This window comes from Paenibacillus cremeus (assembly GCF_007786445.1).
GTDB lineage: Bacteria > Bacillota > Bacilli > Paenibacillales > NBRC-103111 > Paenibacillus_G > Paenibacillus_G cremeus.
This window is the reverse complement of record NZ_VNJI01000057.1, coordinates 14,204-34,545: the sequence shown is the minus strand read 5'-3', so window position 1 is coordinate 34,545 and position 20,342 is coordinate 14,204. Positions and strand designations below refer to the sequence as shown.

The 20,342-nt window shown below is 53.7% G+C and carries 17 protein-coding genes, 1 tRNA gene, 2 pseudogenes and 1 riboswitch; of the genes and pseudogenes, 11 read left to right on the top strand and 9 right to left on the bottom strand.

The genetic code is table 11. The annotated features are described in order from the left end of the window. The first annotated feature begins 6 nt into the window (after positions 1 to 6). Positions 7 to 1,587, top strand: a complete 1,581-nt coding sequence (locus tag FPZ49_RS29750; RefSeq protein ID WP_144854006.1) for a bifunctional metallophosphatase/5'-nucleotidase — start codon at positions 7 to 9, stop codon at positions 1,585 to 1,587. A 122-nt stretch (positions 1,588 to 1,709) separates the two neighbouring features. Here FPZ49_RS29750 and FPZ49_RS29745 read toward each other — a convergent pair whose 3' ends face one another. After that, positions 1,710 to 3,116 carry a UTP--glucose-1-phosphate uridylyltransferase gene (locus FPZ49_RS29745; protein ID WP_144854005.1) on the bottom strand — a complete coding sequence of 469 codons (1,407 nt, stop codon included), beginning with the start codon at positions 3,114 to 3,116 and terminating at the stop codon, positions 1,710 to 1,712. A 120-nt stretch (positions 3,117 to 3,236) separates the two neighbouring features. Between FPZ49_RS29745 and FPZ49_RS29740 the strand changes: the two genes are divergently transcribed. From FPZ49_RS29740 to FPZ49_RS29730, 3 genes are all read left to right on the top strand, one after another. Continuing rightward, positions 3,237 to 4,472: an MDR family MFS transporter gene (locus FPZ49_RS29740; RefSeq protein WP_144854004.1), complete on the top strand. Its 1,236-nt coding sequence runs from the start codon at positions 3,237 to 3,239 to the stop codon at positions 4,470 to 4,472. 90 nt (positions 4,473 to 4,562) lie between these two features. Next, positions 4,563 to 5,351 (top strand): alpha/beta hydrolase, encoded by a 789-nt coding sequence (locus tag FPZ49_RS29735; RefSeq protein ID WP_144854003.1) that lies wholly within the window; start codon positions 4,563 to 4,565, stop codon positions 5,349 to 5,351. Between the two features lie 583 nt (positions 5,352 to 5,934). Then, on the top strand, positions 5,935 to 6,243 hold the full coding sequence (locus tag FPZ49_RS29730; RefSeq protein ID WP_144854002.1) for a CD3324 family protein: 309 nt from the start codon (positions 5,935 to 5,937) through the stop codon (positions 6,241 to 6,243). 223 nt (positions 6,244 to 6,466) lie between these two features. Here the strand turns inward: FPZ49_RS29730 and FPZ49_RS29725 are convergent, their stop codons facing one another. Beyond that, the gene (locus tag FPZ49_RS29725) at positions 6,467 to 6,607 is read right to left on the bottom strand and encodes an N-acetylmuramoyl-L-alanine amidase (protein WP_144854001.1); all 141 of its coding nucleotides are present in this window, start codon (positions 6,605 to 6,607) and stop codon (positions 6,467 to 6,469) included. A gap of 193 nt (positions 6,608 to 6,800) precedes the next feature. Here FPZ49_RS29725 and FPZ49_RS29720 point away from each other — a divergent pair, with 193 nt between their 5' ends. Continuing rightward, the gene (locus tag FPZ49_RS29720; RefSeq protein ID WP_144854000.1) at positions 6,801 to 7,190 is read left to right on the top strand and encodes a gamma-glutamylcyclotransferase family protein; all 390 of its coding nucleotides are present in this window, start codon (positions 6,801 to 6,803) and stop codon (positions 7,188 to 7,190) included. 7 nt (positions 7,191 to 7,197) lie between these two features. Here the strand turns inward: FPZ49_RS29720 and FPZ49_RS29715 are convergent, their stop codons facing one another. From FPZ49_RS29715 to nrdI, 5 genes and pseudogenes are all read right to left on the bottom strand, one after another. Further along, a complete protein-coding gene (locus tag FPZ49_RS29715; RefSeq protein ID WP_144854022.1) occupies positions 7,198 to 7,587 on the bottom strand; it encodes a hypothetical protein in 390 nt (129 codons plus the stop codon). Positions 7,588 to 7,803: 216 nt separating this feature from the next. Then, positions 7,804 to 8,772 carry a class 1b ribonucleoside-diphosphate reductase subunit beta gene (gene nrdF, locus FPZ49_RS29710; RefSeq protein ID WP_144853999.1) on the bottom strand — a complete coding sequence of 323 codons (969 nt, stop codon included), beginning with the start codon at positions 8,770 to 8,772 and terminating at the stop codon, positions 7,804 to 7,806. A gap of 37 nt (positions 8,773 to 8,809) precedes the next feature. Further along, positions 8,810 to 9,766, bottom strand: a pseudogene (locus FPZ49_RS29705) (ribonucleotide-diphosphate reductase subunit alpha); the annotation flags it as partial. 891 nt (positions 9,767 to 10,657) lie between these two features. After that, positions 10,658 to 11,785: pseudogene (locus tag FPZ49_RS29700) on the bottom strand (ribonucleotide reductase N-terminal alpha domain-containing protein); the annotation flags it as partial. Further along, a complete protein-coding gene (gene nrdI / locus FPZ49_RS29695) occupies positions 11,772 to 12,131 on the bottom strand; it encodes a class Ib ribonucleoside-diphosphate reductase assembly flavoprotein NrdI (protein WP_144853998.1) in 360 nt (119 codons plus the stop codon). The pseudogene FPZ49_RS29700 and the gene nrdI, both read right to left, overlap by 14 nt. A gap of 148 nt (positions 12,132 to 12,279) precedes the next feature. Next, positions 12,280 to 12,500: riboswitch (cobalamin riboswitch) on the bottom strand. Positions 12,501 to 12,712: 212 nt separating this feature from the next. Between nrdI and FPZ49_RS29690 the strand changes: the two genes are divergently transcribed. The 3 genes from FPZ49_RS29690 to FPZ49_RS29680 all read left to right on the top strand — a co-directional run bounded on the left by FPZ49_RS29690 (position 12,713) and on the right by FPZ49_RS29680 (position 16,683). Next, positions 12,713 to 13,117, top strand: a complete 405-nt coding sequence (locus FPZ49_RS29690) for a DUF2203 domain-containing protein (RefSeq protein WP_144853997.1) — start codon at positions 12,713 to 12,715, stop codon at positions 13,115 to 13,117. A gap of 23 nt (positions 13,118 to 13,140) precedes the next feature. Continuing rightward, on the top strand, positions 13,141 to 14,799 hold the full coding sequence (locus FPZ49_RS29685; protein ID WP_261381680.1) for a copper resistance CopC/CopD family protein: 1,659 nt from the start codon (positions 13,141 to 13,143) through the stop codon (positions 14,797 to 14,799). Between the two features lie 138 nt (positions 14,800 to 14,937). Continuing rightward, positions 14,938 to 16,683, top strand: a complete 1,746-nt coding sequence (locus tag FPZ49_RS29680; protein WP_144853996.1) for a putative bifunctional diguanylate cyclase/phosphodiesterase — start codon at positions 14,938 to 14,940, stop codon at positions 16,681 to 16,683. 60 nt (positions 16,684 to 16,743) lie between these two features. Here FPZ49_RS29680 and FPZ49_RS29675 read toward each other — a convergent pair whose 3' ends face one another. Both FPZ49_RS29675 and FPZ49_RS29670 read right to left on the bottom strand, forming a co-directional pair. Beyond that, on the bottom strand, positions 16,744 to 17,940 hold the full coding sequence (locus tag FPZ49_RS29675; protein ID WP_144853995.1) for an MFS transporter: 1,197 nt from the start codon (positions 17,938 to 17,940) through the stop codon (positions 16,744 to 16,746). A 146-nt stretch (positions 17,941 to 18,086) separates the two neighbouring features. Beyond that, positions 18,087 to 19,025: an aldo/keto reductase gene (locus FPZ49_RS29670; protein ID WP_144853994.1), complete on the bottom strand. Its 939-nt coding sequence runs from the start codon at positions 19,023 to 19,025 to the stop codon at positions 18,087 to 18,089. A 168-nt stretch (positions 19,026 to 19,193) separates the two neighbouring features. On the opposite strand from FPZ49_RS29670, the gene lepB reads away from it, so the two are divergent. The 3 genes from lepB to FPZ49_RS29655 all read left to right on the top strand — a co-directional run bounded on the left by lepB (position 19,194) and on the right by FPZ49_RS29655 (position 20,116). Then, entirely contained in the window at positions 19,194 to 19,718 is a 525-nt protein-coding gene (gene lepB, locus FPZ49_RS29665; protein ID WP_144853993.1) for a signal peptidase I, read from the top strand. Positions 19,719 to 19,721: 3 nt separating this feature from the next. Beyond that, complete coding sequence (locus tag FPZ49_RS29660; protein WP_144853992.1) at positions 19,722 to 19,934, top strand: hypothetical protein; 213 nt, start codon at positions 19,722 to 19,724, stop codon at positions 19,932 to 19,934. Between the two features lie 111 nt (positions 19,935 to 20,045). Then, positions 20,046 to 20,116: transfer RNA gene (locus FPZ49_RS29655), tRNA-Gly, on the top strand. The last annotated feature ends 226 nt before the right edge of the window (positions 20,117 to 20,342 follow it).

The window sequence follows — 20,342 nt, the reverse complement described above, 5'->3', positions numbered from 1 at the left end:
AGGGGAATGAGTCACGAACGGACGATCACGATTTTGGAAACGAGCGATGTTCATGGGAATCTGCTGCCCATTCAATATGCGAATAATTCGACGGTCGAATACGGCTTTGCCCGGCTAGCGACCTTAATTCGGCAGGAAAAGAAGCGGCATGCGTCGGTGCTGTTGATCGATAACGGCGATCTGATTCAAGGCACACCGCTGGCTTATCATCATGCAAGATTGGACGCCGCAGCGCCGAGTCCTATGGTCCAGTGCTTGAACGAGCTGGGGTATGACGCCGCTGTGATCGGCAATCATGAATTCAACTATGGGCCAGAGCTGCTGAATAAGGCGGTTCGGGAATCGGCGTTTCCGTGGCTGAGCGCGAATATTGTCAATGCTGCGACGGGGGAGCCGTACTTTGGTCAGCCCTATTGGGTAAAGACCTTTGAGGATGGTTTGAAGGTCGCAGTGCTGGGCCTCACGACCCATTACATTCCGAACTGGGAAAATCCGGAGCACATTCGCGGGTTCAAGTTTATGGATGCTTTGGAGACCGCCAAGCGTTGGGTTCGTCATCTCCGTGAAGTGGAGGGAGCGGACGTCGTCATCGTGTCCTACCACGGGGGCTTCGAGCGTAATTTGGACACTGGAGAGCCGACCGAGCCGCTGACGGGGGAAAATCAAGGCTACGCCATCTGTCAGGAGGTCGAGGGCATCGACGTCCTGCTGACAGGTCATCAGCATCGTGTGCTGGCCTCCAAGGTGAACGGCGTGACGATCGTTCAGCCGGGCAGCGCAGGCTCTTGGCTTAGCAAGGTGACGCTGAAGGTGGACAAGGTGGAGGGCGCGTGGAAGGTCGTTGAAAAAAAGGCCGAGCTCCTGTCTCCGCAAGGGGTAGAGCCGGATGAAGCTATGCTTGAGCTGGTCCGTCCGCACGAGGCGAAGACGCAGGTGTGGCTGGATCAGCCGATCGGCCGCCTGCTGGGCGATATGCGGGTGCAGGACCCGATGCAGGTCCGGCTGAAGGAGCATCCGCTGATTGAGTTCATCAATAAGGTGCAGATGGAGCTGTCCGGCGCGGCGATATCGAACACGGCGCTGTTCGATAATGTCTCGCCCGGGTTCCCTGAAAATATAACGATGCGCGACATCGTATCGAACTATATTTACCCGAACACGCTGCAAGTGATTCGGGTGAGCGGGAGCGACATCCGGGCGGCGCTAGAGCGTTCGGCATCTTATTTTGCCACCTATCATGGTAACGGCCCGGTTGAAGTAAGCCCGGAGTTCAGTGATCCGAAACCGGCGCACTACAACTACGATATGTGGGAAGGCATCGAGTATCAGTTGAACATTTCGCGCCCGGTTGGCGAGCGGGTGACGCGGCTGGAGATTGAAGGACGGCCGATCGATCCGGACGGGCAGTACGATGTGGTGATGAACAATTACCGCGCGGGCGGCGGCGGGAATTATATGATGTTCCAGGGCAAGCCCGTGGTGAAGGATATCCCCACCGATATGGCGGAGCTGCTGGCTTCGTACATTATGGAGCGAGGAACGATTGAAGCTTCGCTGAACAGCAATTGGGAAGTCGTTTGGGAGTAAAAAGTAAAGGTCATCAATCATTCACGGGGTGAGTGATTGATGACCTTTTTTTGTTGGTGGCCGCCGAACGCAAGCAAGTACGGGAAATATCCCGTACAAAGGGCGTGGTGGCGGCTGAGGGGCTACAAGCCCAGCGACCGGAGCGTTTCCGGCCGACTCAAGCCTTCCCCCGCGTAGGAGACGAGCGGGGAAATCTCGACCTGGCGGCCGGCCAGCGCCTCCGGAGAGACACCTGCGGCCAGCAGCCATTGCCGGTGCAGCTCAAGCACCAGCTCGCGCGCAGTGGCGGGGCTGTCGACGCCTTCTTTATTTTTGACCGGGGCGAACTCTTCTTCACGCTTCATGTTCAGTACGGTCATCTGCTCGGCGAGCGGGAAGAAATCAAAAATAAACCGTTCGAACTTGTACGCATTCGGCGCTTCCGGCTGAACCAGATCCCCGCTGTTATCGATGTATTTAATTTTCTTATGCGCCTTATGGTAAGGCACGCCGGTCTCGGCCTGCTGCTCGATGAAATCCCGCCGGAATAAATGAATCGAAATGTTCCCCAGCCCGTAGGTCAGCCGCCCGTCAGGCTCCCGCAGCTGCATGACCTCCTCCGGCACGTCGGTGTACTCCACCACCGCAGGGCGGCCGCCCTTCAGGCAGAGGATGCCGACCTTCTCCTCCGGATAGGCCTTCTCCACCGTCTTGGTCGCAATCGGGTAATCGTAGTGCGCAGCAACGCCGACAAACAGCGGGTCCGCCACCTTGATCAGCGCGTTATCCACGTTGTAGTAGAACAGCCATTCCACGCCGCGCTGCTTCATGTCTCGCAAGGCGCCGCTCTGCTGGAGCGCTGCGAAGCATTCCCCGTTGCCGCTGGGCGCAAAGCCGATCTCACCCTTGTCTGCCAGCAGGATGCGGCCTTCGGTATCGATAGCAGGCATCACGCGCTGCTGGAAAAAGAAGCAATCATCTTCGGCATACCCAAAGAAATCGGCCACACGGAAAAACTGTACCGTCTCCTCATGATTTTCCGGACTCGTCATGATGTACCACGGGATCGGCCGTCCGGCCTGCCCGCCCAGATTCAGCAAGCGCTCCGCTTGCAGTTGAAACAAGGATTTGCCGGATGGCAATCCGATATCGAACGTGCCCTTCGGGCCCTCATGCCCTAACCGGCTCCCTTGGCCGCCGGCCACTACCAGAGCGCCGACTTTGCCCCGACGCAGCATGTCCCAGCCCTTCTCGGCGAAAAACGCCTGCTCCTGCGCATCGAACGTGTCCCAGTCGTGGGCTGGTACAGGCTCTAGGCTTGCTGAGGCAGATGTTGAGGCAGATGTTGAGGCAGATGCTGATGCTGATGCACCCTTCACCTCAGCAGGGTCCGGCTGCGACAGCTCCTGTAATAGCTCGAACGGCAGCTTCACGATTTGATCGAGCAGCTGCTCCTTCGCCTCCTCGGATAGCTCAGGATAAAACTGAAGCAGGTGTTCCTGCCCGTATTGCTTTACTAATGCCGCCGCTTGCTCATAGTTCGTTTGCATAGCCTAATGCCCCCTTTTTTCGACACATTTTTTCTTGTCCTAGTTTAACATATCCCCTATAATTTGTTAGCAAAAGAATTGATTAAACCGGTTTTTCAAAGAGAGGATGAGCATTAGCGCATGAAGAAAGCGGAAAAATCGGCGTTTTCGTTTCACCCTATCGTCCAATGTTTATTCGCGGGAACGGCCATGTCACGCATTGCGACGTCGATGACGGTTCCGTTTCTGACGATCTTTTTGGCGAAGCATACGGATATGAGCCCCGCAGGCATTGGCTTTACCGTCGGAGCGGGGGCGCTGGCAGGGATGCTCTTCGGTTTTTTCGGGGGAGCGCTCTCCGACAAGTGGGGGCGGCTGCGCATTTTGAATGTGTCGCTGTGGCTGTGGGCGGCGGTCTTTTTCCTGTTCGCATGGAATACATATACCCCGTTGTTCGTGCTGCTCAATGTGCTTAACGGGCTGTGCCGCTCGAGCTTTGAGCCGGTGTCGGTAGCGCTGATCAGCGACTTGACGCCTAGTGAGCGCCGGGTGCGCGCGTATTCGATCCGCTACACCTGGAACAACGTGGGCTTCGCCATCGGTCCGATCGTCGGGGCGCTAATGGGCCTGAATGGCGGGGATGCGGCGTTTGTGGTGACGGGCGCTTTTTATGCGCTGTACGCCTTCGCTTTGTTTATCTTGCTAAAAATATACAATGTTAAGGATTCGGAGGATTCGACCCATACGGTGCACAAAGAGCCAATCACGTTGGGGCTAGCGCTGCAGACGGTCGCTCGGGACCGCGCTTTGCTGTGGTTTTTGCTGGGCGGGATCTTAATGCAGTTCACTTATTCGCAGCTGTCGACGATGGCGCCGTTTGTGGCTGATCATTTTGACAAGGGGGTCTGGCTGTATTCCTGGCTTATGACTACCAATGGCTTGACCGTCATCTGCTGCCAAATCCCGCTGACATTCTGGAGCGAGAAGCGGTCTCCTCTCGTGTCGGTGAAGGCTGGTAACGTGCTGTACGCGCTGGGCGGGCTAGGGTTCGCCCTGGCGGACTCTTGGTGGGCGATGATTGCTGCGATGGTCGTTTTCTCGATCGGAGAGGTGCTGTGCTTCCCGGCCGGGAATGCCTTGACGGATATGATCGCTCCGGAAAAGCTGCGGGGAGCGTACTTCGGCGCGCAAACGTTCCGTGAGCTTGGCCGGTTCGCCGGACCGCTCGTGGGGATGCCGCTGCTGTCTCATTGGGGCATGCTGCCTTTGTTTATCGTGGTTGGCGTCCTCTCGCTGCTTAGTACAACGTGCTATCGGTCGGGGGAAAAGCACATGGAGCGCCCAAGTCACGGGACGGAGCCTGCATTGGCGCAGTAGAGAGGGGTGGGTGGAAAATTATCCTTCAATCCGCTTAGGGCTTGTAGTATGCTTTTCTATGAGTTCACACTATGAGGAGGTAGCTTGAAGATGAGTATGCTGCTATGGCCGGGAGGCACTCCCAATGCACTAGGTAATGAAGCCGAAGATGTACCGACGCTGGTCCCTTTTTTGATCCCAAGTGAGACACCTACGGCTGTAGTCGTTGTCTGCCCGGGCGGCGGGTATGCAAGAAGAGCCCCGCATGAAGGCGATCCGGTGGCACAATGGCTGAATACACTGGGCATCTCCGCCGTCGTCCTGCATTACCGGGTTGCGCCGTATCGTCACCCTAATCCACTGATGGATGCCCAGCGGGCGATCCGGACCGTGCGGCACCACGCCGCCGAGTGGAACATCGACCCGAAGCGGGTCGGAATCCTCGGCTTCTCCGCCGGAGGACACTTGGCCTCCAGCGCCAGCACGCACTATGATCTGGGCAACGCGGCTGCGGAAGATCCGATTGAGCGCGAGAGCTCGCGGCCGGATGTGCAGGTGTTGTGCTATCCGGTCATCACGTTCCAAAGCCAGTTCCATAGCGGTTCCAAAGCGAATCTGCTTGGGGAGCCGGCCGATCCGGCGCTCGTGGAGCTGATGTCCAGCGAAAATCAAGTCACGGAGGATACGCCTCCGGCCTTTATTTGGCACACGGCCGATGACGCTGCGGTGCCGGTCGCCAATGCGCTGGTTTACGCTTCCGCATTAAGCCAGAATCAAGTTCCGTTCGAGCTGCATGTGTATGAGAGCGGACGGCATGGGCTGGGGCTGGCCGAAGAGCATCCGCAGGTTCGTACATGGACGGATGTATGCGCCAACTGGCTGAAGAAGCAAGGGTTTTAAATTCGGCTAGGAATAAATCGTTATAATCATTCTGACACCTTGCTGCTGGACGCGCAATATGAGTTAATAAGGTTGTAGCCGGCCAGCTGACGCTAAAGGAAAGGAGTGATCGTGAACAATGATTACAACAAATACTGAGGTGGTCTCTGCGTAAGCAGAGGCCCGGTATTACCGGGGGGGCCTTCGGGCTCCCTTTTATACGAATTAGGCGTCCCTAGGTCTTTCCTCCCTACTTGCTCCCGTCAGGTTCCGTTCAACTGGACAGAATTGGGAAAGTATGGTTAAATAAATTCAGGTTCAACAACTATAACAAAACTCAGGTGAAAGGAGTGCAGGTAAAATGAATTTGTTTACAAGCGCAGTTAAAAAACGTATGGGGTTTGCTCGCAAGTGAATATGCATTTTCTCCAATCACCGTCACCTGAAATGACATAGAAAAAGCATTCGGGCACGATGTGGTAGATCGTGTTTTTTTTATTCCAAGGGTGGTTTGCCATAGGCAATCGCTCAGGAGGTGTGAAGATGAAAATGCTGATACTTTCGAGGCTCGGTTTCAACACGGCACGAAAGGAGGCTTTCATCGGTGGGGTACAAGAACGGGAAGGACATTTTGCCTGCTAGCCTGCTGAAGCAGCTGCAGGATTACATCCAGGGCGAGATCATTTATATTCCGAAAAAGGAACAGACACGCGCAGGCTGGGGCGAGAACAACGGCACGCGGCAATCGATTTTGCGCCGAAACCATGAGATTTACCGGTTATACCAGAACGGTCACAGCGTGACTGAGCTGATCCGTCAGTTCCATCTGTCGGAGGACAGCATTCGCAAAATCATTGTAAAAACGCGCGGGCTCACAACCAGACAGCAGGAAGCGGCGTCTTCAATGCATTAACGACCAACAGGTTAATATATATAGCTCCGGATCGGAGCGGGAGAAACAGCCAGAAGTGGACGCTTTTGGCTTTTTTCTATTCCTGCCGAAAAATAAAAAAGGCCGCTCCTCGACCATTATTCTGCGGGTAGAGAAACGGCTTTTGCGTTGGCGTTACTTTTTGATGTCGGGAATGACCTCGTTGTTGTACAAATGATAATGAGCGTGCCCTTAACAGGCTTATTTACTCCTCCGGCTGCCCTGAAGCTTTCCGCAGTTCATTGGCTAACCGATTGAATTCCTTTCGGGCTTCCTCGGAATCGGTACAATAATAAGCGGCGGATAAAAAGCGAATAATTTTGTTCGCATCGTCTGGACTTAACAAGCGGCTCCCTCCTTTGATCCTGTTGCAACCGTTACATCGTACATAGCGATGTCGGTTGTCAACAGTAGCGGATATATTAGGGTATGCCGCAGGTAGGAGAGAGGTTCAAGGCTAGGGCTCCAGCACGAAGGCTGCCAGTCTCGGGACTAGGTTGCTGAAGCTGTTTATTAACAAAGAGGAAAGGGCGGGTGTCATGATCTCTGTGTTTGTGTATGGTACGCTGCTCGTCGGACAGTCGAATCACCATGTAGTGGCTCCGTATCTGCTGTCGGTGCGAGCCGGGGCGGTTCGCGGCTTTCTCTACGACTACGGGACATATCCTGGGCTGGTCCTGTCGGATGCGGAAAATTGCCTGCCGGTGGAAGGCGAATGGCTGCTAGTTACGCCTGAGGGATTGGAACGAATGGATGAGCTCGAGGACTATTACGGTCCCGGACAGCTCAATGATTACGAGCGGGTTTGGGTTCGCGATGCCAGGGATGAGGGACTTGAAGGCTGGGTGTATGTCTGGGAAGATTCCCGCGGCTGTCCGCTGATTCCCGGAGGCTCCTGGCGGAGGCGCCACCAACCGGGCTCAAGCTAAGAAAGCTTTATTGGACACGCCGGGATTGGGGACGCCAGTCTTGCTTCTCGTATTTCTTGATGATCTCCGTAATCCGCAGCACGATATTGCTGTAATCCTCTTCACCGATCGAGCGCTGCAGCTGGTCATGCGACAGGTTGTCCTGCAGCAGCTTGCGGGTGACATTGCTCTCCTTATACCATGCTTCCGTAATAGCGAACGAGCCTTCCTTCTTGAGCCACACCTCGTGGTAATACTGTTCTTGCTCATTCTTGCTCTGCATGGTTAAGTAATACGCCAGCATCGGGATTCGGGGATCGGAGAGGCGTTGGCTCACTACCGAACCAGCCGAAACCGGGTTGCCGAATGCGACGTATTTGGACATCTTCCGGATTAAATTGTCTATAGAAGTCGTCATCATCAAACACCCTTTCAATAGGTCGTTTTGCCTAAGTATTGTCAATTTCACATCAAATATATCTGAATAAACCCACTATATCATAGTTCCAATGTCTTAGGTATCCTCCTTTTGAATCAGTCGCGGCTGCGAAGCATGGGAGATAAAAAGAAACCTGTCCGAGAAGAGCGAAGCCTCTCCTTAGGCAGGTTTCTTCATCTATATACCTATTTGGGGTTAGCCCATATTGAAGTTGAAATCTTCGTCCTTCAGCGGCTCTACATGAATGGTGCGGATATAGCCATTGCCTTTTTTCGAGAAAAAATCATGCTGCTTGGTGCGGGTGCTGATGCCGTTGAAGACGATCGGGTTCACGTCCTCCTCTGGGAACAGAGGCTCCAGACCGAGGTTCATGAGCGCTTTATTCGCGTTGTAGCGCACGAACTTCCTCACTTCCTCCGTCAGACCGATTGTGCCATAGAGCTCCTCGGTGTACCGCTCCTCGTTCGCGTGCAGCGTGCGCAGCAGCTCGTGGAACGTGTCCAACGCCTCTTGCTGTTCCGCCGGCTCCAGCTTGGCGAACTGCTCCTGTGCCAGTACGCCGACGTAAAGGCCGTGGATGCTCTCGTCTCGCAGGATGAGGTCGATGATCTCGCCGCTGCTCGTCATTTTTCCTTGTCCGGCCAAATAGAGCGGGAAGAAGAAGCCGCTGTAGAACAAGTAGCTTTCCAGCAGCACCGAAGCTGCCATGGCCAAATACAGATCCTTAGGCGTGTGGATGCCTTGATAAAAACGCGACACCGTCTCCGCCTTCGTCTGCAGGCATGGGTTCTCCTCCACCCAGCGGAAGACGCGGTCGATTTCTTCGCCCGTCGCGAGCGTGGTGAAGATGCTGCTGTACGATTTGGCGTGGATTTGCTCCATCATGCCCATAAACCCGAGTACCGCTTTGCGCTGCAGTCCGTCGACGTGCTCCAATATTTTCGGCATGCCGACGCCGCCCTGCACCGTATCGAGCAGCGTCAAGCCGCCCAGCACCTTCATATACAGCGCACGCTCGTCCTCGCTGAGCTCGTTCCACGACTTTTTGTCGTCGGATAACGGAATTTCCTCGTCGGTCCAAAACTGCATAATGTTCTGATTCCAGAACGTAATCGAGAAATCATCGTCCGGCCGGTTCCAGTTGACGGCTTTCATGACGGTCATGATCGGTTCACCTATCCTTATCCTTGTCCATTTCCCTTTATACGGAACAGCTAACGCATTCCTCCACGGATAACCGGTTCGTCCGCGTGTAGTATAGAGATTTCAACCCTTTGCGGGCGGCATAAATATAGTAGCGGGCCAGCTGCCGCGTCGTGACGTCGCTGTTGACATGCAGCACGGTGGAGATACCCTGATCGACGTGCGGCTGAATTTCCGCGATCAGATCCAGTACCTTGAACTGGTCCATCTGATAGGCCGATTTGTAGAAAAAGAAGTTGTCCTGCGACATGTACGGCATCGGATAATACGTCGTCGAGTTGGCGTACGTCCGGGTTTCAATCGGCTCCACAATCGGCATAACGCTGGATGTGGCATTTTGAATGTAGCTGATAGACTGCGTCGGAGCGATGGCCAGCCTATAGGCGTTGTAAAGGCCATGCTGCATGACGGCGGTCCTCAGAGCCGCCCAGTCGTCAGGGGATGGAACCGGGATGCCTTCGAACAGCTGCTGCACCTTTTCTGATACCGGACGGTAGTCGTTCAGGAGGTAGCGGTCGAAGTAGCTGCCGCTGGCATAGTCCGATTGCTCGAAGCCTTCGAAGGTGATGCCTGTATCCCGTGCAATTTCCATGCTCTTTTCAATCGAGTGGAAGTTCAAAGCCATGAAGAAGGCGCGGGCGAATTCCTTCGCTTCCGGGCTTTCATAGGCGATTTTATTTTTGGCCAGATAGCCGTGCAAATTCATGGCGCCCAGACCGACTGAGTGCAGCTCGCGGTTCGCTTTGGCCGTACCCGGAGCGTTGGCGATGCTGGTCATGTCACTGACCGCCGTCAGCGCGAGCATGCCCGCGTGCACCGATTCCTTGATTTTTTTATGCTCCATCACGTTCACGATGTTGAGCGAGGCCAGATTGCAGCTGATATCCCGGCGTATGATGTCCGGAGTGCCGTAGTCGCCGATCTCGGACGTCTCTTGCAATTGAAAAATTTCGGTCATATACCTTCACATAGGTTCGCTACGCCTATATCGCCTTTCGGCTGCTCTAAGTCACCATAGAGATGAGACTATATCATGAACTTTTACAGCCGGTCCTGTAAAAGCCCCCTTGCGTTTCGAATACCAATCGCTTGTATTCTACTCTACTCCCTTCCGCCTGTTCAGGGGCGTGGTTTCGATAGTCGTTAGGCATTACCAATCCAAACGTCTAAAATTAGGATGTTTATCACTACTTAGCAGCCTATTTACCCATTGCACACATAAACCGGCTGCATTTGCATATTCTTTTGCGCTACTGTAAATTTGTCCGTCCACTTCGATTCTAGTTACCCTTGCGTTTATGGTTTTGTCTGCTTTCCAGCCATAACCTTGATAATCAGGGTAGCCTTTGCTAGAGATTCTATAATGGATAACGGAAATGGGTACTTCCAATGCTGCTGCACATTCAGAAATACTTGAGTAAACAATTTCCGTTTACAATAATCGGCTTAGAATTCGCATCTTTAACGGATTGAATCATTCTTTGTGTTTTCGGTTTTTGGTATTGATGATTACCTGTACCAGACATTTGAGATACTCGCATTTTTCGAATGTTCTCTTTATCTGGGTGGATAACTTCCAGAGCCAAGGTAATTTTCCCAACCATTTTTTCTTTTGAAAACACATTTTCCGATATATTTCATTCCGTTAATAAGGTTTGTAGTTTCATAAACGAACCCATAATATTTGTTTTCCATAAAATCAGCCTCGTTTAGTTGTATAACCTAAAGTTGGACGCTTTATTTGGATTGGTTTAGCACGGGATTGTCTTAGTATCGTCAGAACTAAGGGTTCCCCCGTTTAGCAAGGTTTTCGATGTGCATCGCTGCACAAAGGTGCTACCATTTAACACAAATTCGACATCTTGATCGAGCCGATGCTGTTCAGCGCGTGCGCGCGGTTGGCGTTCGATTTGTTCATAATGTACGGGTAGCCGGATTCCAGCTGGATCGTGGCGATCTTAACCAGCATGTCGCGCGCGCTCATGATTACTTTCTTTTTCACGCGGTCGTCGGCCAGCAGCTTGTCGTACATCTCGTCGAGGTCCATATCGTCCAGATGCGAGCCATAAGCTTTATAAACCGTATATGGTGCAAACACGTGCAGCGGCAGGTTCGCTTCAGCGAGCTGGTAGAACTTGTTCGGAACGATCAGGCCGATGGACAGCGTTTTGAGCCGCATTTTCTCATCCGCGTTGATCTTCTTGCTATCGAGAAACTCCATAACGTCCCAGCCAAAAATGTTATAGTACCCCGCGCCCGAGCCTTTGCGCTGTCCCATCTGATCGGCGTACGAGAATGCGTCCTCCATCAGCTTCAGCACCGGCATGATGCCTTTGGCTGCGCCTTCCACGCCCTTGATCGCTTCTCCGCGTCCGCGCAGCTTGGACAAATTCACCGCCACGCCGCCGCCGACTTTGGAGAGCTGCATGCACGTGCCCAGCACGTAGTTGATCGAGTTGAGCGAATCGTCCATCTCCAGCAGGAAGCAGGAGACCATTTCGCCGCGACGGCTTTTGCCTGCGTTGAGGAACGTCGGCGTCGCCGGCTGCACCCGCTGCTCCATGATCGCGGAAGCCAGCGTCTTCGCTGCCTCAATGTTTCGGCGTCCCAGATGAAGCGCCACTATGGCAGCCCGGTCTGCGTAGTGTTCAAGGTACTGTGAGCGATCGTCGCTTTTCAAGGCGTAATCCTCGTAAAATTTCGATGCGGCCATGTAGGACGCAAATTCAAAGCCGTAGCTGTGCGTGATGCGGTAGACGTCGTCAATCTCGTCAGCGGTGTATTGCTCATATATATTCTCATAAAAATCGTGATCGACCATGTAGCGAACTTTGGCCTGCGTCGAGTCGAAGTGCACGCTTCGGCGGTTCACTTCCTCCATGTAGGCTTCGACGGCCTCGCGGTCTTTATCCAATTGGAAAAAGCCGTCCGCACCGCGCTGCATTAGCAAGTTATTAAGCTCAATATGCCGCAACTGCCAGCACCCCCTGTGTAAATGTTTCTACATCGCGCCCCGTGCCCGACAGCTCGAACTTGGTGAGCACCGGTACACGGTACTGCTCGGCAATCCGGTCCGCGCTGCGCGCGAAGCCTTCGCCCCAATTGCGGTTGCCGCTGGCCGATACCCCACGAAGCCACTGGTGATTCCGCCTAAGGAACGTCATCACCTTGTCGGGCGCTTGTCCGAACCCGGTCGTATAGGTGACGAGCACGAACGGTTCGTTCACGGTCATCGCCTCTTCGATCTGAATGGAAGGCAGGTTACACTTTTGGATAAATCGTCGTACATTGCCTGTCTTGGAATCATAAGCAATCAACACGGTCGATGTCTCTCCTTTACAGAGCCCTGTAGCGCATAAAAAGAGGCGCATCCGGCGATAATCAAGGGCCGGATGCGCCGCGAATGTGCAGGTCAAAACAAACCCGTCAGCATCAAGGGCGGTTCGGACACCTTCCCTATCTGCCGTAGGGGCGTGTCAGCTGCAGGCTAGGTATCTGGCTTGGACCTTTTCGTGCAAGCATGCTGCAATGGACTCGATGGGACGGAGTGCAATGGCAACCCCGAACCCTGTCGGATGCTGTCGGAAAAGGTACCTTACAGTGGCGGGACCGCGCCGGTTTCGCACCGGCCTTCCCTATTAAGCTTCCTATCCAAATTGGGAGGAAGCACCTGCACTTAACAATATGTAGATGATAAATTAAAATTTATATCAAGATATGGTATCTGTCAATCAAAATAATAGTTTGTCACATAAAAAAAAGACTTGACTTTGCAAGATGCCAACGTACATTTGGTTCGACACAGCATTGTGTGCTAAATTAGAAAGAAAAGGGAACATTAGCCCAATTTACCGCGTATATCCGCACCAGGTTGGGTTAGGTTCGAGGGGGACTATCGTCGATGAAGAAGTATTTCACACCGGAAGAGGCGAACGCGCTGCTTCCTTCCGTCCGGCATGACCTGGAGCGGCTGCAGGCGATCAAGCGGCGCTTTGAGGTGAAATTCGCTCAGCTGCACGCGCTGAAGGAGCATGTGCGCAAGTACGGGAAGCCGGAAGGAGAGGATCCGTTCTTCGCGCTCGAGTGCGAGCTGGAGATGATGCAGCTGGAGGCCGACACCGGGATTCGGAGCCTGCAGCTGAAGGGGGCGGAGCTGAAGGACGTCGACAGCGGCTTGATCGATTTTCCGGCTCAGATTGACGGGGAGGAAGTATTGCTGTGCTGGAAGCAAGGGGAAGAGCGGATTGAATATTACCACGGGCTGCATGACGGCTTTATTGGACGCAAGCGGCTGTCGGGGGAGTAATGGACCAACGGGGGGCGGGTAAGGTGGGTCATCGAACAAAGGGCACAGGGCTGCTGCTTCGCGGAGCTGCGTTCCTATGGATACTGTGCTTATGTACGGCTGTGCTGTTCATGAGCTGGGTGGGGAAGGCGAGCGCGCATGCCAGTCTGGTGGATGCGTCACCGGCGGTGAATGCGGAGCTGCAGCAAGCGCCGGGGCAAATTGCTTTGACGTTCAACGAGCGCCTGGAGGATGGACTGTACTATATTCGCATCTTTGATACGAACAAGAAGCGGCTGACCGACCGCGCGGCCGTGCTGAATGAGACGCACACCGTGCTGTCGCTGGAGCTGCCGAAGCTTGGCCAAGGCAATTATATCGTTACTTATCATGTAATTTCTGCGGACGGCCATCCGATTGACGGGACGTATTTGTTCGCAGTCGGCCAGAGTTTAACTGAACAGCCGGGGGTGGCTTCACAGCCCGATGCGCACAACCATATGCACGGAGGGCTTTTGACTCAGTTTACGATGGCTGACGCCTTCCAGTTTGCTACACGCATTGCGTTCTATCTCACCATGCTGGTGTTTACCGGATGGGTATTATGGCAGCGATGGTTCGGCAGCACTTGTACGGAGAGGGTCCGAGACCGACTAAAATCCTGGGGTGATCGCTGGCAGCAGGCGTATTTGATCTGCTACATCTTGTTCATGTGGACGCATCTATGGGAGATGGTGGGCGACAGCGGCGGAGACGTGCTGGAAATGTTTACCCAGACCACCGTTGGTTATGCTTGGATCGCGGGGCTTCTGCTTGCTCTCATGTCCTTTGTTGTCATCTATCGCAGCGCCCTGCTGGATCTGTTGCTCGTGGCGCTGATCTGGATCGCCAAGAGCTTTCTGGGCCATGCCGCGGCGTTTGAGCCGAGAGGTGAGACGATACTGCTCGATGCGCTGCATTTGGGGGCTGCGGCGGTGTGGGCCGGCGGCCTCGTGATGATGCTGGCCCTGTGGAGAGCGGAGCGGGAGAGCGCAAAGCGGTTTTTTGCCTCCTTTACGCTGGCGGCTTTGCTGAGCATTTTACTGCTGATTGTCTCGGGAGTGCTCTCGGTCTTCATTTTCCTCCCGAATGTCACCTACATCGTAGAAACGGAATGGGGTAAGCTGCTGCTGGCCAAAACCGGGCTCGTTCTGCTCGTGGTGGTCACTGCGGCTCTGATTCGCTGGATGTTTCGCCGGAGGAAAGATCGCGCCACAGGCGTGCTGATCCGAATCGATGCCGTTCTCATGGCGTTGATAATCGGCATTGTGGGAGTGTTCACTTACTTGACGCCGGTGCCGGCCAATCAGCCCTTGAGCTGGCATGTGATGGGCGAGAAGATTCACATGACCACGCTGATTTCACCGGCGGTACCGGGCGTGAACGATTTTACCGTGAAGGTATGGCTGCCGGAGAGTCTGACGCCGAAGCAAGTGATTCTGAAGCTGCAGGAGCAGGGCAGCGCCGAGATCGCCCCGATCGAGGTTCCGGTGGAGGCGGTTCAGGAGAAGGCTACGGACGAAACGTACGGCGGCTTGAAGCAGTATACCTACAAAACGCGCGGCGCCTACCTGCCCTATCCGGGGCATTGGAACGTTGAAGTTCGCGTGCTCGATAGCAATGACGATGAGACGGTGTACGATAAGCAGATTCGTGTATATTGATGATAAACTTCTACAAAGTGCGCAGAAATGCGCGGAATTTCGCCGAAACATGAGTCAAAGGTTCCAAATTTTCCTTGTTCTTTTGAATGCTACGTTTTACAATATAGGCAACACGGTTCAGGGAAGCAGAGGATTGATATGGTAAGCAATCAGAATCCAAGAAGCACGGGAACGGCCAGAATGAGGGCATTGCGCGATTTTTTTTTCCAAAATGCCTACTTTCTGCGCTTGTGGCTCGTGTTTATTGGTACGGAAATCGTTATTATGGCGCTGCGCCAGCTTGCTGGGCAGAGCATTGATGGTACCGACTACATAGGTTCTGCTGTTGTGGTACTTTGTTCAATCCCTATACTTTATTTTTCGGTTATGAATGATCGAATCAAGCCCGTCCGCATGTTCGGATTGCTGCTGCTGCTCATGATTTTGGTGGAAGCGGTCAAGTTGATGGTTCGCGGGCAGGTGCTCCACACGACGAACGATTGGTGTGGCAGCTTGGCGGATATTGCGGGAGGACTCCTGCTGGCCTTGCCGCTGCTCAATTTTGTCATCATGGATATTCGCCACAGAGAGTTTACGGAGCGTCAGCTGACCTACTTGGCTTATCACGACGTGCTGACCGGCCTGCCGAACCGGCAGATGTTCCAGCAGTCCTTAAGCTTATCCATCCGCGGGGCGAAGGCGTCAGGCCGTCAGCTCGCGGTGATGTTCATCGATTTGAGCCGTTTTAATCATGTGAACGATACGTTTGGCCATACGTTTGGGGATAAGCTGCTGATCGAAGCGGCGGAGCGGCTCAAAGCGGGACTCCATGCCGGAGACCGGGTTTCGCGCCAGGGCGGAGACGAATTTACGATACTCGTGGAGGACATCGAGAGCGCCCAAGATGCGGAGAAGATCGCCAGCAAGCTCATTAAGCTGCTAGGCCGTCCATTCAAGATCGAAGGCCATGAGATGCGCGTTGGCTGCAGCATCGGGATCGCGATGTACCCGCTGGACGGTGAGGATGCCGTCACCCTGATGAAGAATGCGGACAACGCGATGTACCGGGCGAAGGAACGGGGCAAGAACAACAGCCAGTTCTATAAGCCGGAGATGAACGAGACGGTCATCCAGAAGCTTGTCATGGAGGAATGGCTGAATAAGGCGCTGGAGCAGGACGAGTTCGTCCTGTACTATCAGCCGCAGATCGATATTTTCAGCAGCCAGATGAATGGGATGGAGGCGCTGATCCGGTGGAACCACCCGAGCCTGGGCTTCATTTCGCCGGGAGAATTCATTCCGCTGGCCGAAGAGACCGGACTTATTATTCCGCTGGGGAATTGGGTGCTGCGTACGGCCTGCATGCAAAATAAATATTGGCAGCGGCTCGGATTCACACCGCTCAAGATGGCTGTCAATATTTCGCCGATACAGTTCCATCAGCCAGACTTTGTGAACGTGGTGCTCGACGCGCTGAACGAGAGCGGACTGGAGCCGCGCTATCTGGAGCTGGAGATTACGGAAGGCATCGCCATGCATCATGTGGATCAAGTCATCGAGAAGCTGCAAACGCTGCGCGACCTCGGCATACATATCTCCATGGATGATTTCGGCACAGGCTATTCGTCGCTGAATTACTTAAAGAAATTCCCGATCAACAAACTCAAGATCGCCCAGCAGTTCGTCCGTGACATCGGAGAGGATCCGGATGACGCGGCCATCGTTCACGCGATCATGGCCATGGCGCACAGCCTGAAGCTGAATGTGATCGCCGAGGGCGTGGAGACGGAAGAACAGCTCGCCTTCCTGCTGGATGCGAACTGCCGCGAGATTCAAGGCTACATTTACAGCAAGCCGATTCCATCGGAGGATTTTACCGCGTTGCTGAAACGGATTCCAGCGTAATCCTAATACAAGAAAAGCGTCCCCACCGGGTTAACGGTGATAGGACGCTTTTTCGTTACCTTACATATGCGCTTGTGGGGAGGGAGACTTCGGTGCTTTCCGTGTGACCGCCGCGGACTCTGTTTCCGTGCCTCGGTAGGAAAAATAAAATAGCAGCCGTGTGACGGCGATGACGACGAAGCAGCCCCAGAGCGGGAGAACGGCCGTTAAAGCCCCTGCAATTAAGGCGCCGACCCCGTTCCCGGCATTCATCAGAAGCTGGAAATCGGAGAAATAAGCCATTTCCTTCTTGTGCTTGGCTGCCTCGTTCATCATGACCGTTTGCGAAGCCACCTCGTGAATCGCCAAACACAGCCCCAGCCACCCTTGAAGCGCAAGCAGCGCCCAAAAGTTATGAATCCAGCCGTAGGGCAGGACAGCTACGGACATGCCCAAGACGGCGATACCGTACATCCGCATCAGGCCGAACCGTTCCATCCAATGCCTTGCAAGGGGAAGCAGCAGGGTGGAGACGATCCCGGCCGTCACTACAAAATAAGCGATCTGTGAATTGCTCAGATTCAGCACCTTGACGTGGTAAATGATGAACAGCGGCGCAACCATCGCGATGCCTGCGTTGTTGAGTCCCATCCACCAGGTTTTGCGATCCGCTTCCTGGAGGGGCCGGACCCAGGTCAAGCGGATCGGCTGCTTCCCCTTCGGCGCCAGCTCAGCTATGAGTGCCATACCGGTAAACGTTGCCCCGCAGCCCACGAGCATCGAGATCACATAGTTGAGCGGAAAAATATCGTTGTACGCGTCAAGATAATGACCGATGGCGAAGCTGCCCAGTGTGACAATCACGATGCCGATCATTTTGTTATTGCTAAAAATTCTAGGGAATTCGCTAGGCTCTACCCATTTGCGTAAAATCGCCGGCTGCTGCGCTCCGGTAATCATCACCGCCACCGCATTGATGGACCAGAAAAACAGCAAATACGGAATTGGGTGTGGCAGAAGCACGGACAGTGCCATGGACAAAAAGGCGAACTGCCGCACATACCCGCTGGTTAGAAAAACGCCTCTGGTCAGCGGCAGCTGTCGCGTCAGGAAGGCGAGGGACAGTGCGCAGAACAGAGGCGGTAAGGAATTGGCGAGCGACAGCTCGAAGTTACTGGCTCCCAGACGGGCGATCAACACTTGCAAAAAGGTGAAAAAGCTGACGCCTTTAATGTTCTGTAAGGCAGCATCCAAGTAGATTCGTGTCGACAGCTTCATGAGTTCTCAAGACCTTTCCGCAGGTAATTTCCGTATGTAAGCTCGACAACTGACAGCGCGCTATAGCTGTAACAGTTGTAACGGATTTAGCATACCGCGGCTAGAGACCCTTTCCCATGGACGGTTCGACTGAAAAACATGGATTTTTATGCTTTGGGCTCCGATTCGACATTCCAATTTTGTGGATGTCCTTCGCCCACATATGCAGCTGCGGCTGCGTTGGAGATCACCTGCTCCGGGCTCTTACAGCCTGGAATAACGGCTGTGACCGCCGGGTGCTTCAAGCACCAAGCGAGCGCCCAGGTGGCCATGTCCATCCCAGCAGGCACCTCCTGCTCGCGGATGTGTTCGACCTCCTGCAGCTTGCGCAGCGTTTGTTCCTTGTCGTGCCGGTGACGTACATCGTTGTCCCCGAAGGTCGCGCCCGGCTTGTATTTGCCGCTCAAATAGCCGCTCGCAAGCGGTACGCGCGCCAGAACGCCGAGATCCTGCTGCTCGCAGGAAGGGAACACGCGCTCCTCCGGCTTTCGGTCGAGCCGGTTATATACGACCTGAATGACCTGCGAGCCGACTTTGGTCGATGCTTCCGTTTGGTGCAGGTTATCGTTGCTGCCGATGGAGGTGCCGAGGTGGCGGATTTTACCGGCTTGGACCTGTTTGTCCAGCAGGGTCCAGAGCTCGTCTTGGTCAAACATCGGATCCGGGCCCGAATGGAATTGATAAATATCTATGTAATCGGTTTGCAAAGCTTTAAGCGAGGCGTCCAGCTGACCTAATACGTCCTGAGGCGTCCAATGCTCGCTACGAGTAAAATTTGAATGAAAATGATGGCCGAACTTCGTAGCGATTACCCAGTCCTCTCGGCGTCTGCGGGCAATATAATCCCCGATCAGTCTTTCAGAGGTATGGTCTCCATAACATTCCGCGGTGTCAATCAGATTAATGCCGCTGGCTTGCGCTTGATCCAGAATGGCGTCCGCCTCGTCCTGCGAGAATGGCTTGCCCCATTCGCCACCGAACTGCCAAGTACCTACGCCGATGACCGAAACCTTCAAATTCGTCTTGCCCAATCTGCGGTATTTCATAGTTAGGATGATCCCTCCAGCACCATTTTATAAAAAATGTAATCTATTTCATTCTAACAAAAGATGGAAGCGGTGATCAAATGCTGGACTTTTAAGTTATTTTAATCTTTCGCCCGGCGAGATCGGGTATAGTGTTTAGAGTAAGATGCAGGAATGGAGGAGACCGATATGGGAAAAATAAAACGCTGGGTCCGGGAATGGGTGCCGGCGCTGGCTATAGCAGGCATTATCAGCTTTTCGTTCAATACGTACGTAGCGCAGGGGATGACGATCCCATCCGGCTCCATGCTGCCGACCATTCAATTGGATGACAAAGTATTCGTGGAAAAAATGGTTTCGCTGACCGATTTTCAATTCGGAGATATTGTAGTGTTTTACCCACCGCTGCCGGGTCATGAAAATGAAAAGTTCATCAAGCGGCTGATCGGGCTGCCTGGCGATACAATTGAAATAAAGAACGGCCAGCTCATTCGTAATGGTTCCGTTGTGGACGAGCCTTACGTAAAGGAAAGAATGACGTATTCGTTTGGACCAGTGACGGTGCCTCAAAATCAGTATTTGTTTCTAGGCGACAACCGCAACGACAGCTTGGACGCGCACCTGTGGCCGACACCGTTCGTCGACAAAAGCAAAATCGTAGGCAAAGCGATGTTCCGCTACTATCCATTGCCGGAGATCGGGGAGATCAAATAACAGATGGCTCAGAAGGACGGTAAGGATAAGGATAAGGTGGAATTGCAGGGAAGAGTGGCCTTTGACGTGGAAAACCGGGAGTGGGTCATGTGGGACGAGACCGCTTTTATCGGGATGGAGGAGCTGTATGCGGGCATCAACGCGTTCTTGAAGCTGCGCCAGCTCCCTCCCCTCAAGGTCGGCGATGAAATCTCACTTACGGTCAAGCGCGGCTGATCGTGAGCGAGGCGTCTTCGCTTTTGCTCTAGCAAATGCAGTGATTTTGCTAGACAAATAAGCGGGGAGCCGCTATAATTTGAAATTGTAAGCCCTTACCTAATTTCATGTGCGGGTGTAGTTCAATGGCAGAACTCCAGCTTCCCAAGCTGGTGGCGTGGGTTCGATTCCCATCACCCGCTTACCGCGAAAACCTTGAGAAATCAAGGTTTTTTTGTTTGTTCATTTTTAGAAGTGGTGGGTAAAATGGATCAGGTGTATGGAGCGTTCGCAGAGCTGCAGCGGGGCAAAACGAAGAAGGAGTTTGTCACGATGTACCTTACGCCATCGCATACTCCTTTTCAGCTGACGTTCAGTTAATCTTTAGTTTACTTTAAGGTTTGATTCATACCCATTTCATCATGGGCT